This is a genomic window from Angustibacter peucedani (assembly GCF_054779595.1).
This window is the reverse complement of record NZ_BAAGXY010000047.1, coordinates 26,997-39,625: the sequence shown is the minus strand read 5'-3', so window position 1 is coordinate 39,625 and position 12,629 is coordinate 26,997. Positions and strand designations below refer to the sequence as shown.

The 12,629-nt window shown below is 74.5% G+C and carries 11 protein-coding genes; 4 read left to right on the top strand and 7 right to left on the bottom strand.

Going from position 1 to position 12,629, the window contains the following annotated elements:
• Positions 1 to 364: pentapeptide repeat-containing protein (locus ACYVJ4_RS10060; protein ID WP_460459991.1), on the top strand; the 364-nt coding region annotated here is incomplete at its 5' end.
• Here the strand turns inward: ACYVJ4_RS10060 and ACYVJ4_RS10055 are convergent.
• Positions 327 to 1,019 carry a nucleoside/nucleotide kinase family protein gene (locus ACYVJ4_RS10055; RefSeq protein ID WP_460459990.1) on the bottom strand — a complete coding sequence of 231 codons (693 nt, stop codon included), beginning with the start codon at positions 1,017 to 1,019 and terminating at the stop codon, positions 327 to 329. The two genes, ACYVJ4_RS10060 and ACYVJ4_RS10055, sit on opposite strands and share 38 nt — an antisense overlap.
• Before the next feature lie 52 nt (positions 1,020 to 1,071).
• Between ACYVJ4_RS10055 and ACYVJ4_RS10050 the strand changes: the two genes are divergently transcribed.
• Complete coding sequence (locus ACYVJ4_RS10050; RefSeq protein ID WP_460459989.1) at positions 1,072 to 2,481, top strand: class II fumarate hydratase; 1,410 nt, start codon at positions 1,072 to 1,074, stop codon at positions 2,479 to 2,481.
• 51 nt (positions 2,482 to 2,532) lie between these two features.
• Here ACYVJ4_RS10050 and ACYVJ4_RS10045 read toward each other — a convergent pair whose 3' ends face one another.
• Positions 2,533 to 3,174 (bottom strand): aggregation-promoting factor C-terminal-like domain-containing protein, encoded by a 642-nt coding sequence (locus ACYVJ4_RS10045; RefSeq protein WP_460459988.1) that lies wholly within the window; start codon positions 3,172 to 3,174, stop codon positions 2,533 to 2,535.
• A 359-nt stretch (positions 3,175 to 3,533) separates the two neighbouring features.
• Entirely contained in the window at positions 3,534 to 4,766 is a 1,233-nt protein-coding gene (locus ACYVJ4_RS10040) for a PhoH family protein (protein WP_460459992.1), read from the bottom strand.
• A 437-nt stretch (positions 4,767 to 5,203) separates the two neighbouring features.
• Here ACYVJ4_RS10040 and ACYVJ4_RS10035 point away from each other — a divergent pair, with 437 nt between their 5' ends.
• The gene (locus ACYVJ4_RS10035) at positions 5,204 to 7,555 is read left to right on the top strand and encodes a putative bifunctional diguanylate cyclase/phosphodiesterase (protein ID WP_460459987.1); all 2,352 of its coding nucleotides are present in this window, start codon (positions 5,204 to 5,206) and stop codon (positions 7,553 to 7,555) included.
• A gap of 28 nt (positions 7,556 to 7,583) precedes the next feature.
• On the opposite strand, the gene ACYVJ4_RS10030 is transcribed toward ACYVJ4_RS10035, so the two are convergent.
• Positions 7,584 to 8,345: an isoprenyl transferase gene (locus tag ACYVJ4_RS10030; protein ID WP_460459986.1), complete on the bottom strand. Its 762-nt coding sequence runs from the start codon at positions 8,343 to 8,345 to the stop codon at positions 7,584 to 7,586.
• A gap of 215 nt (positions 8,346 to 8,560) precedes the next feature.
• Here ACYVJ4_RS10030 and trhA point away from each other — a divergent pair, with 215 nt between their 5' ends.
• Positions 8,561 to 9,274 carry a PAQR family membrane homeostasis protein TrhA gene (trhA, locus tag ACYVJ4_RS10025; RefSeq protein ID WP_460459985.1) on the top strand — a complete coding sequence of 238 codons (714 nt, stop codon included), beginning with the start codon at positions 8,561 to 8,563 and terminating at the stop codon, positions 9,272 to 9,274.
• 10 nt (positions 9,275 to 9,284) lie between these two features.
• Here trhA and ACYVJ4_RS10020 read toward each other — a convergent pair whose 3' ends face one another.
• Genes ACYVJ4_RS10020 through ACYVJ4_RS10010 form a run of 3 tightly spaced genes read right to left on the bottom strand, consistent with a single transcriptional unit; the run spans position 9,285 to position 12,582 of the window.
• Entirely contained in the window at positions 9,285 to 9,749 is a 465-nt protein-coding gene (locus tag ACYVJ4_RS10020) for a universal stress protein (protein WP_460459984.1), read from the bottom strand.
• A 22-nt stretch (positions 9,750 to 9,771) separates the two neighbouring features.
• Positions 9,772 to 11,871, bottom strand: a complete 2,100-nt coding sequence (locus ACYVJ4_RS10015) for a thioredoxin domain-containing protein (protein ID WP_460459983.1) — start codon at positions 11,869 to 11,871, stop codon at positions 9,772 to 9,774.
• Between the two features lie 3 nt (positions 11,872 to 11,874).
• On the bottom strand, positions 11,875 to 12,582 hold the full coding sequence (locus ACYVJ4_RS10010; RefSeq protein WP_460459982.1) for a histidine phosphatase family protein: 708 nt from the start codon (positions 12,580 to 12,582) through the stop codon (positions 11,875 to 11,877).
• Positions 12,583 to 12,629 lie beyond the last annotated feature (47 nt).

Genomic DNA, 12,629 nt, shown 5'->3' with positions numbered 1-12,629 from the left:
CCGGCTGCGCGACCGGGCGCGGCCGCTGCTGCAGGGCGCCAGCGCGCTGGCCCGCGGCACCGAGCGGTCCGACCCGCCGTCGCACCCCGGCGCCGACCTGGCCGGGCGCGACCTGCGCGGCACCGACCTGCGGGCCGCCGACCTGCGCGGGGCGCTGCTCATCGGGGCAGACCTGCGCGGCACCGACCTGCGCCGGGCCGACGTCATCGGGGCCGACCTGCGCGCGGCCGACGTGCGCGGGGCCGACCTCGGCACGGCGATCTACCTCACGCAGTTCCAGGTGGCCGCGGCGCGCGGCGACGCGCGCACCCGGCTGCCGCCGACGCTCAGCCGGCCGCCGCACTGGGCGGCGCCGGCCAGATGACCAGGTCCGCCCGCTCGCGCGCGGCGTCGACCACCCGGGCGTTGGCCTCGTCGCTGCCGAGCGTGCGCGCCCAGGCCTCGTCGTCGCCGCGGCCGTAGCGCTGGTGGCGCGCCGCGAGCCGCTCGCGCCGCACGTCGTCGTCGACCGCCACGAACCAGACCTCGTCGAGCAGCTCGCGCACCGCCGCCCACTCGCCGTCCGGCAGCAGCAGGTAGTTCCCCTCGGTCACCACGACGTCGACGTCCGCGGTCACGCCGATCGCCCCGGCCACGGCCTCCTCGATCTCGCGGCGGAACTCCGGCGCCCAGACCGTGCCCTGCGTGCGCGAGCGCAGCCGCGCCAGCAACGCCACGAAGCCGGCCGCGTCGAACGTGTCGGGCGCGCCCTTGCGCGGCGCGGAACCGAGCCGCTCCAGCTCGCGCTGCGCCAGGTGGAACCCGTCCATCGGCACCAGCACCGCCCGGACGCCGTTGCGGCACAACGCCTCGACCACCTGCTCGGCCACCGTCGACTTGCCGGCGCCCGGCGCGCCGGTGATGCCCACGAGCGCGCGCGCGGACGACGACCCCACCCGCAGCAGGACGTCGGCCGCGCGCGCGGCGAGGTGCTGCGGGGTGGCGTCCGGCAGGTCGGCAGGTGCTGGCACAGACGTCATCGTGGTGGCGGGCGCGGGTGCCGGGCAAGCCGGGACGCGCGACGATGGGGCCATGAGCCAGAACTCCGACGGGTCCCGGGTCGAGCACGACACGATGGGCGAGGTGCGGGTGCCCGCCGACGCCCTGTACGGCGCGCAGACGCAGCGCGCGGTCGAGAACTTCCCGATCTCGGGCGTGCGCGTCGAGCCCGCCGTCGTCCACGCCCTGGCGCGGATCAAGGCGGCAGCCGCCGTCGTCAACGCGCGGCTCGGCGTGGTCGACGAGGACGTCGCGCAGGCCGTGAGCGCCGCCGCGGCCGAGGTGGCCGACGGGCAGCACGACGACCAGTTCCCGGTCGACGTGTTCCAGACCGGCTCGGGCACGTCGACCAACATGAACGTCAACGAGGTGGTGGCCCGGCTCGCCGGCGAGCGCCTCGGCCGCGACGTCCACCCCAACGACGTGGTCAACGCGTCGCAGTCGAGCAACGACACGTTTCCCACCAGCCTGCACCTGGCGGCCACCGACGGCGTGGTCAACGAGCTGGTGCCGGCGCTCGAGCACCTCGCGGAGTCGTTGGAGCGCAAGGCGTCCGAGTTCGCCGACGTCGTCAAGGCCGGCCGCACCCACCTCATGGACGCCACGCCCGTGACCCTCGGCCAGGAGCTCGGGGGCTACGCGGCGCAGGTGCGCGCGGGCGTCGAGCGGCTGCAGGCCTGCCTCCCGCGGCTGGCCGAGGTGCCCCTGGGCGGCACGGCCGTCGGCACCGGCATCAACACGCCCGCCGGCTTCGCGGCCGCGGTGGTCGAGGAGCTGCGCCGCACCACCGGCCTGCCGATCACCGAGGCGCGCAACCACTTCGAGGCGCAGGGCGCCCGCGACGGGCTGGTCGAGGTGTCGGGGCAGCTGCGCACCGTCGCCGTCAGCCTGGTCAAGCTGTGCAACGACCTGCGCTGGATGGGGTCGGGTCCGAGGGCCGGGCTCGGCGAGCTGCACCTGCCCGACCTGCAGCCCGGGTCGAGCATCATGCCCGGCAAGGTCAACCCGGTAGTCCCGGAGGCGACGCTGATGGTGTGCGCCCAGGTGATCGGGCACGACGCGACGGTCACGTTCGCCGGCGCCTCGGGCAGCTTCGAGCTCAACGTGATGATGCCGGTCATGGGCCGGGCGGTGCTGGAGTCGGTGCGGCTGCTCGCGTCGTCCACGCGCCTGCTGGCCGACCGCTGCGTCGACGGCCTGGTGGCCGACGAGGAGCGCTGCCGCGAGCTGGCCGAGTCCTCGCCGTCCGTGGTGACGCCGCTCAACCGCACCATCGGGTACGAGGCGGCGGCGAAGGTCGCCAAGCGGGCCGTGGCCGAGCGGACGACGATCCGGCAGGCCGTGCTCGACCTGGGGCACGTCGAGCGAGGCGAGCTGACCGAGGAGCAGCTCGACCAGGCGCTGGACGTCCTGGGCATGACGCGGCCGGCCACCTCGGGGTGAGACGGCCGGCCGGGTCGTGCTGCGGTGCTGCGGGGTGGTGCGGTGCTGGGCTCAGTACCAGCCGTTGCTCTGGCTGTGGCCCCAGGCCGCGCACGGCGAGCCGTAGCTGGCCCGGATGTACTGCAGGCCCCACTTGATCTGGGTCACCGGGTTGGTGCGCCAGTCGCTGCCCACCGAGGCCATCTTGCCGCCGGGCAGGGCCTGCGGGATGCCGTAGGCGCCGGACGACGGGTTGCTGGCCTGGTAGTTCCAGCCGCTCTCCTTGGTCCACAGCGAGTCGAGGCAGCCGAACTGGTCGGCCCCGAAGCCGTAGTCGCCGAGCAGCGCCTTGGCGGCCGAGCGCGGGTCGGCCGAGAGCAGGCGGGCCCGCTCGCGGGCACGGCTGGCCCGCTCGCGCTCGGCGGCGCGCTCACGGGCGGCCTTGATCTTGGCCAGCCGCACCTTCTTGGCGTGGGCCAGGTCGGCCCGGTGCTCGGCGGCTTCCAGGCGCACCCGCTTGCGGGCGGCCAGCGAGCGGGGGTCCTGCAGGGTGGGTTCGGGGGTGCTGTCGGCCGCGGCCCGCATCTGGGGGGACGGGCTGGCGGCCTGGGAGGGGTCGTCGGCCGAGACCGCGACACCACCCGCGACGGCCGCGGTGGCGGCCAGGGCGGTCATGCTGGACAGCAGGGGACGGCGCAGAGCGCGTCGGATCACGAAGTACCTTTCATCGGCCGTGCCCCACGCGCGGAGCTGCACGGTCTTCGACACCCCCACCGGGCCGCCGGACGAAAGGCCCCCGCCTTCGTCCCAGGGATGCGCACGTGGGCGCCCAGCGATCCTCACGGCGCCCGGTCGGGGCACCGCCGATCGCACCAGGGGGTGTTATCGGTTCGTGATCCACCGTGCGGGAAGGTCATGCGATCGCAAAACCGGCTCCACAGGATGGACATCAATTCATCGACGCAGAGTGATAGAGTCTTCACCCTGCGTCGAGAAACGTGACCTGTTCCACAGATGAACGGGCATTTCGGGCGGCCGGACGGCCTCCCCGCGGGGAGGCCGTCCGGGCCCGGTCAGACGTCCAGACCCTCCAGCAGGTCGGTCACGAGCGCGGCGATCGGCGAGCGCTCGGAGCGGTTCAGCGTGACGTGCGCGAACAGCGGGTGGCCCTTGAGCGCCTCGATGACGGCCGCCACGCCGTCGTGCCGGCCGACCCGCAGGTTGTCGCGCTGGGCGACGTCGTGGGTCAGCACGACCTTGGAGTTCTGCCCGACCCGGCTCAGCACGGTGAGCAGCACGTTGCGCTCGAGCGACTGGGCCTCGTCGACGACCACGAACGCGTCGTGCAGCGAGCGCCCGCGGATGTGGGTGAGCGGCAGCACCTCGAGCATGCCGCGGTCCATGACCTCCTCGACCACCTCGGTGCTGACCAGCGCGCCGAGCGTGTCGAACACCGCCTGGCCCCAGGGCCCCATCTTCTCGGCCTCGGTGCCCGGCAGGTAGCCGAGGTCCTGGCCGCCGACGGCGTACAGCGGGCGGAAGACGATGACCTTGCGGTGCTGGCGACGCTCCATGACGGCCTCGAGGCCGGCGCACAGGGCCAGGGCGCTCTTGCCCGTGCCCGCGCGCCCGCCGAGGCTGACGATGCCGACGTCCGGGTCGAGCAGCAGGTCCAGCGCGATCCGCTGCTCGGCGCTGCGGCCGTGCAGGCCGAACGCGTCGCGGTCGCCGCGCACCAGCCGCACCTGCTTGTCCGGCGTGACCCGGCCCAGCCCGTGGCCGCGCTCGGAGACCAGCACGACGCCGGTGTGGCAGGGCAGGTCGGCCGTCTGCTCGAGCTCGAGGGTGCCGGTGTCGTAGAGGGTGGCGACGTCGTCCGCCGACACCTCGACCTCGGTCATCCCGGTCCAGCCCGAGTCCACCGCGAGCTCGGCGCGGTACTCCTCGGCCACCAGGCCCACGGCCGAGGCCTTCACGCGCAGCGGCAGGTCCTTGCTCACCAGCGTGACGTCGGCACCCTCGCCCGCGAGGTTCTTGGCCACCGCGAGGATCCGGGTGTCGTTGTCGCCCAGCCGGAAGCCGGCCGGCAGCGACTGCGGGTCGGTGTGGTTCAGCTCGACCCGCAGCGTGCCGCCGCCCTCGATCTCCAGCGGGGCGTCGAGGCGGCCGTGCTGCACGCGCAGGTCGTCGAGCAGGCGCAGGGCGGTGCGGGCGAAGTAGCCCAGCTCGGGGTGGTGCCGCTTGCCCTCGAGCTCGGTGACGACGACCACGGGGAGCACGACCTCGTGCTCGGCGAAGCGCAGCATCGCCTTCGGGTCGGACAGCAGCACCGAGGTGTCGAGCACGAACGTCCGTCGACCAGTCACTGGCACTCCCCTGTGCCGGGCACGGCGCCCGGCTCGCTCGCGGGTCAGGAGCCGGGACCAGACCCCCGCGGGGCCGAGGTCCGGCCCCTCCCACGACCTCGAGGTCGTGTCACGTGGGCCTCCCCGGACGACGGGACGGGTGCCCCGCCGTCCCGATCGACGCTACGCCGGGGTCGGCCCGCCGGACGCGCAACACGCCGCTGCGGACGGGTGAACGGCACGTGTCCGGCCGAACGCGCACGGCGACGTCCGGTCGTCGTCCACACTGGACCGGGCACGACCCGGGCTCGGGGCTCAGGTCGGGCCGCCCGCCCGCCGATACCGCAGGAGACGACGGAGCACGACCTGGCTCCGCGCGACCCCCGAGACGAGGACCCATGCAGCCGGCTCCCGCGGACAAGTCCGCCCTGAGCTGGGCTTTCGACGTCGCGGTGATGCTCGCGGGCCTGGGGCTCGCGGCCGTCGCGACGGTGCACTTCCTCGGGTCGGGGCGCCTGGGCGCCGGCTGGCTGGCGATGTGCGTGCTCGCCGTCCCGCTCATCGCACTGCTGGCCACCTTCCCGCTGCGGCTCTCGCGCGACGGCGTCGGCATCGAGGTCGGCTTCGAGTCGGCCGTGCTGGTGGCGCTCGCCGTCGGCACCGGCGACGGCTGGAGCGCGCTCACCGTCTGGGCCGCCGGCCAGCTCGTCTCGCAGGTCACCAAGCGCAAGCGGCTCGACGTCCGCCTGTTCAACGCCGGCATCACGGTGCTGTGCGGCTCGGCGCTCGTCGCGACGATGCACGCGATCATCCCGACCCAGCGGACCTCGCTGCGCGAGCTGGTCGCGCTCGGCGTCGGCTGCACCGTCTTCTTCGTCCTCGACTACGTCATCTCCGCGGTGTCGGTCGCGCTCGAGGAGCGCACCGCGGTCGGCACCCAGCTGCTCTACAACAACGCGCTGCTCGCGGGCCTGGTGTTCGTCGGCATCGACAGCCTGGGTTACCTGGGTGCGCTGGTGCAGCGCGAGATCACCAACTGGGCGACCCTGCTGCTCGCCGTCCCGCTGGCCACGATCCTGGTCGCCAGCCGGGCGCTCGACCGCGGCAACGAGCACCGCCGGCGGCTGACCTCGCTGTTCGACGCGTCCGGCGCGATCCACGCCGCGGCCAGCCAGGACCAGGTGCTCGACCTGGTGCGCACGCACGCCGACGCCGTGCTGGCGCGCGAGGACGCGGCGCTGCGGCACGAGCCACCGTCCGACCGCGAGGTCGGCGCCCGGTTCGAGGGCTCGGACCAGCCCCTGTGGCTGGTCTCGCCGCGCGGCGACCTCAGCACCTCCACGGACCAGCTCGACCGGCAGGCCCTCGAGGCCCTCAGCAGCGTGGGCGAGCAGACCGTGGCGCGCCTCGCGCTGGTCGAGCAGCTGGCCCGCCAGGCCCGCCAGGACGGCCTGACCGGTCTGGCCAACCGGCTGCTGTTCACCGAGCGCCTCGAGCGCGCGCTGCGGCTGGCGACGCACGAGCGCCAGGTCGCGGTGCTCTACCTCGACCTCGACGGCTTCAAGTCCGTCAACGACCGCTTCGGCCACGCGGCGGGCGACGACCTGCTGCGGATCGTCGCCGACCGGCTGGTGCCGATCGCCGGCTCGACCGACTGCGTCGCCCGGCTGGGCGGCGACGAGTTCGCCGTGCTGCTGGGCGACGTCGCGCACGTCAGCGAGGTCGAGCGGGCGTGCGAGAAGGTGCTGGGCGCGGTGCGGCGCGAGGCCGTCGTGGCCGGCCACGGCGTGCTGGTCGGCACCAGCATCGGCGTCGTGCTCTCGCCCGGCGGCGACGAGGCCTCCGAGGTCATGCGCAACGCCGACATGGCGATGTACAGCGCCAAGGGCCTGGGCAAGAGCCAGTACGTCATCTACCAGAGCTCGCTGCGCGACGACCGGATCAAGCGGCTCGAGCTGATCGAGGCGCTGCGGGCCGGCATCGACACCGAGCTCGTCGTGCACTACCAGCCGGTGGTGTCGCTCGACAGCGGCCGGATCGTCGGCGCCGAGGCGCTCGTGCGCTGGCAGCGCGGCGGGGCGACCGTGCCGCCGGACCTGTTCATCCCGGCCGCCGAGGACAGCGGCCTGATCGTGCCGCTCGGCCAGCGCGTGCTCTCCCAGGTCGTCGCCGACAGCCCCCGGCTCGTCGACGCCGCCGGCGGAGCGATCGACCTGGCCGTCAACATGTCGGCGCACCAGCTGCGCGACCCCGACTTCGTCGGCCAGGTCGGCCAGGCCGTGCGCTCGTTCGGCGACTGCCGCCTGGTGCTCGAGATGACCGAGACCGTGCTGGTGCAGGACGACCCGCACACGGCCCGCACGCTGCAGGACCTCACCGCCGCCGGCGCAAGGCTGGCCATCGACGACTTCGGCGTCGGCTTCTCCTCCATCGGCTACCTGCAGCACCTGCCCGTCGACGTGCTGAAGATCGACCGCTCGTTCGTGCGGGACGTCGACACGCTGCCGCGCGCCCGGGCGCTGGTCGACGCGATCCTGGTCATGGCCTCGGCGCTCGACCTCGGCGTGATCGCGGAGGGCATCGAGCGCGAGTCGCAGGCCGACGCGCTGCGGGTCAGCGGGTGCGGCGAGGGCCAGGGCTACCTGTACGCGCGGCCGCAGCCGCTGGACGAGGCGCTGCGCACCCTGCGCCAGCACGCGTCGGGCTCGGGCGCGACCGGCGTCCTGCCCTCGCCCCGCCTCCCCGCCTGACCCCCAGGGCGGTTGCGGCGGGCGGGGGTCAGGCGCCGAAGCGGCGCTCGCGCAGGCCGTAGCTGCGCAGGGCGCGCAGGAAGTCGACCTTGCGGAAGTCGGGCCAGAAGGCCTCGCAGAAGTAGAACTCGCTGTGGGCGCTCTGCCACAGCAGGAACCCGCCGAGCCGCTGCTCGCCCGACGTGCGGATCACCAGGTCGGGGTCGGGCTGGCCGCGGGTGTAGAGGTGCTCGCTGATGTGCTCGACGTCCAGGATCTCGGCGAGCTCCTCGATCGACGTCCCGCGCGCGGCGTGCTCCTTCATCAGCGACCGGACGGCGTCCGCGATCTCGCGCCGCCCGCCGTAGCCGATGGCGGCGTTGACGGTGCGCCCGGTGATCGAGCGGGTGCGCTCCTCGAGCTCCTTGAGCCGGCGGCTGGTGGCGTCGGGCAGCAGGTCGAGCGCGCCCACCGGGTGCAGGTGCCAGCGGCCGGTGGCCGCGATCCGCTCGGTGAGGTCCTCGATGATCGGCATCAAGGCCTCGAGCTCGGCCGGCGGCCGGTTGAAGTTGTCGGTCGACAGCAGCCACAGCGTGACGACCTCGACACCGACCTCGTCGCACCACTCGAGCAGGCGCTCCATGTTGTCGGCGCCCGCGGCGTGCCCGACGGCCGACCCGGCACCGGCGGCGCGGGCCCAGCGGCGGTTGCCGTCGACGATCACGCCCACGTGGCGCGGGATGCTCTCGGGGGTCAGCGCGGCCGCCAGCCGGCGTTCGTAGACGCCGTAGGCCAGGTCGCGCAGTCCCACGGCACCCTCCGTCGTCCAGGACGCGGCGGCCTGCCTCGGCCGCGGCGAGCGTCACGCTACTCCGCCAGCGCTCCACGTCGGCCGTCCCACGTGCGCGCGAGCCGTTCTCGGCACATCATCTTCACAGCGCCCGGGACCACCGGACGTCGTCGGGATGGCGAGCGTCACAAGTTACGTGCTAGTAACCTACGCTTGCGTAGGTTAGGCTGGAGACCATGAGCCGCGCCTCAGCGAACGCGTCCGGCGACGCCGGCGAGACCGTCACCTCGTCCGTGCAGGAGGCCGTCGCGGCGGTCAAGCCGCACCTGCGCGGCTGGTTGCACGCGGGCACCTTCCCGCTGGCGGTCGCCGCGGGCATCGTGCTGATCGCCCTGGCCCCCACGACGGCCGGCCGGGTCGCCGCCGCCGTCTACACGCTCACGGCGGCCCTGCTGTTCGGCACCAGCGCGGTCTACCACCGCGGCACCTGGTCGCCGCGGGTGCAGGTGCTGCTCAAGCGCATGGACCACTCCAACATCTTCCTGATCATCGCGGGCACCTACACGCCCTTCGCCGCGCTGCTGCTCCCCGAGGGCCGCGCGCGCACGCTGCTGCTGATCGTGTGGGGCGGCGCGCTCGGCGGCGTGCTGTTCCGGGTGTTCTGGGTCGGGGCGCCGCGCTGGCTCTACACGCCGGTGTACATCGCGCTGGGCTGGGTCGCGGTCATCTACCTCCCCGACTTCCTGCACGCGGGCGGCGTCGCGCTGCTCACGCTCGTGTGCGTCGGCGGCGGGCTCTACACCGCCGGTGGCGTCATCTACGCGCTGAAGCGCCCGAACCCCAGCCCGACGTGGTTCGGCTTCCACGAGATCTTCCACGCCTGCACCGTCGCCGCGTTCACGGTGCACTACATCGCGGTGTCGTTCGCGGTCTACACGCACCGCGCGTAGGACTCGCCGGTCAGGGCCGCACCACCAGCACCGACGACGTCGCGTGCCGCACGACCTGGTCGGCCGTCGAGCCGAGCAGCAGGTCGACGAACCCTCCCTGGCCGCGCCGGCTCACGACGACCACCAGCGCGGTGCGCGACGCCGCGACCAGCGCCTGCGGCGCCTTGCAGTGCTGCACGTGCCCGGTGACCTCGAGCTGGTCACGGCCCTCGCGGGCCGCCGCGACCGCGCGGTCGACGCTCTCGCGGACGGCGGTCTCGACCTCGTCCAGGCTCGGCACCGTGCCGTGCGGCGCGCCGGCCTCGTTCGCGGCCGACGAGAACATCCAGGCCCGGACGACGTGCAGCCCGACACCACGCATCCGGGCCTCGTCGGCGGCGACCTGCACGGCGCGCAGGGAGGCGTCCGACCCGTCGAAGCCCACCACGACGTCGCCGTCGACCGACGGCTCGAACTCGATCTCCTTCTGCCCCACGGGTTCTCCTCGGGTCGGTCGGTCAGGACGAGCGCGGCGGGCCGGTGAACTCCTGCAGCTTCCGGACGTCGGCGGTCGGCAGGTCGCACACCATGCCGCGGCAGGGGTACGCGGCCGGAGCACCGTCGACCAGGCCGCGGCCCTCCAGCAGCGGAACGGCCGGTGCGTCGTCCGGGTTCCCCCTCGTGATCACCAGGCCGGGGGCGGTGCCCGCGAGCGCGGTGCGGTGCAGCGCGAGGGTGCGCTCGTCGTCGTCCCGGCCGACCACGGCGACCTCGCGCGGGCCGTCGAGCGCGGCCTCGGCGACGGCCAGCCCCCAGCCCGCGAACCGGGGCGAGCCGCCGGCCACCCGTCGCGCACCGTCGAGCGCCTCGTCGGCCGCCCGGCGCGCCCGCTCGTCACCGGTCAGCGCCGACCAGTGCAGCAGGGCGCCCGCCGCGGAAGACGGTCCGGACGGGTAGGCGTTGTCGGCCGGATCGGCCGGGCGGTCACCGGACGCGTTGCGCAACAACGGGTCCGGCGCGTCGAGCGGGGTGTCGCTGAACCCGTGCTCCGGTCGCCAGAACCGGTCGAGGACGGCTTCGACGAGGTCGCCGGCGACGTCCGACCACCGCCGCTCGCCCGTCACGGCGTGCAGCGCCAGCAAACCCTCCGCGACGTCGCCGTGGTCCTCCAGCACCGCCTCGGGACGTCCGGCAGCACCGTCGCGCGACACGCGCCGGAGCCGTCCGTCGACGAGGTGGGTGCGCAGCAGCAGGTCGCCGGCGGCGCGGGCGGCGTCGACCAGGTCGGGCCGGTCGAGCAGCGCGCCGGTCTCGGCCAGCGCGGCCACCGCCAGGCCGTTCCACGCCGCCACCACCTTGTCGTCGCGACCGGGCTGGGGCCGCGCGGCACGCACCTCGCGCAGCCGGTCGCGGCACCGGGTCCAGCGCTCGGCGTCCGCGGGGTCGGCGTCCGGGCCGTCGAGGTCCAGGACCAGCTGCAGGGTCGAGCGGCCGTGCTCGAACGTGCCGGCCTCGGTGACCCGCCCCACCTGCGCGAGCCAGGCGCCGTCGTCCGGGCCGAGGACGTCGACGAGCTCGCCGGGCGTCCAGACGTACGTCAAACCCTCGACGCCGTGCCCGTCGACGACCGTGTCGGCGTCGAGGGCGCTGGCCAGGCCGCCCTCGGGCGTGCCGAGGCGCTGCACGAGGAAGTCGCAGGTCTCGAGGGCGACGCGGGCGCCGGTCGGGTCGTCCGTCAGCCGCCACCAGTGCAGGTACACGCGGGCCAGCAACGCGTTGTCGTACAACATCTTCTCGAAGTGCGGCACGACCCACGCGGCGTCGACGGCGTAGCGCGCGAACCCGCCCTCGACCTGGTCGTACGTGCCGCTGCGCGCCATGTGCCGCAACGTGGTCGAGGCCATCCCGAGCGCGAGCGCACCGCTGCTGCCGGGATCGGTGCCGGTGCGCGCGGCGTGGCGGAGCAACCACTCGAGCAGCATCGACGGCGGGAACTTCGGGGCACCGCCGAAGCCACCGCGCTCGGCGTCGTGCTCGCGGGCGACGGACCGCACCGCCCGCTCGACGTCCTGCGCCGACGGTGGTTGCGGCGCAACGCCTCCGGCCCCGTCGGCCGGACGGCGGCGGGCCAGCGCCGCGGTGATCCGCTCGCCCGCACCGACCACCTCGTCGCGCCGGTCGCGCCACGCCTCGCTGACCGCGGCGACCAGCTGACGGAACGACGGCATCCCCTGCCGCGGCGTCGGCGGGTAGTAGGTGCCGGCGTGGAAGACGCGACCGTCCGGCGTGAGGAACGCGGTCATGGGCCAGCCGCCGTGGCCGGTCATGGCGACGGTGGCGTCCATGTAGACGGCGTCGACGTCCGGCCGCTCCTCGCGGTCGACCTTGATGCTGACGACGGCGGCGTTGACCTCGGCGGCCGTCGTCGGGTCCTCGAACGACTCGTGCGCCATGACGTGGCACCAGTGGCACGCGGCGTACCCGACGCTGAGCAGCACCGGCACGTCGCGCCGCCGGGCCTCGGCGAACGCCTCGTCCCCCCACTCGTACCAGTCGACCGGGTTGTCGGCGTGCTGCAGCAGGTACGGCGAGGTCGCGCGAGCCAGGCGGTTCGCCACGGGTCAGCCCTCACCCTCGGCGGCCGCGGCCTCGTTGTAGACCTCCAGCGCCAACCGCCCGGCGTCGTCGCGGCGGTACCGGGTGGACGCCGCGTTGGCGAGCGAGTCGCGGCGGTCGACGTCCAGCACCGCGGTCTCGGACAGCGGCTCGAGCACCATCCGGCTCGCCATGACCACGGCCTGGTGCGTGAACACCGCCACCCGTCGTCCGGCGAGCTCCTCGCGCCAGGTGAGGTGCGCCGACCGCACCCGCAGGGCGACGTCGCACCAGCTCTCACCGCCCGGCGGCTGGTAGTAGACCTTGCCCGTGCGAGAGCGCCGCACCGCCTCGTCGGGGTGCAGCCGCTCGATCCCCTGCTGCGTCAGCCCGTCGAAGGCGCCCAGGTCGCGCTCGCGCAGGCGCTCGTCGGTGCGGATCGCGAGGTCGAGCCCGCTGGCGCCGACGGCCAGCTGCGCGGTCTCGAGCGCCCGCCGGAACGGCGACGACAGGACGACGTCGGGCTGCTCTCCCGGAGGCAGCCGCACCCAGGCCAGGCCGACGGCGTGCGCCTGGTCACGGCCGTCGTCCGAGAGCGGGGTGTCGGCGTCGCGGGTGGCGAGCTCGAGGCGGTCGAGACCGGCGAGCGCGGCCCGGCGGGCCTCGACGTTGCCGACGCTCTCGCCGTGCCGCACCAGGGTCAGGACCGCGGGCCACCCTGCGTCACCGATCATCCCGGCACGCTAGCGGGCGGCCCGCGCTCCTGCTGCTCGTCGCGCCG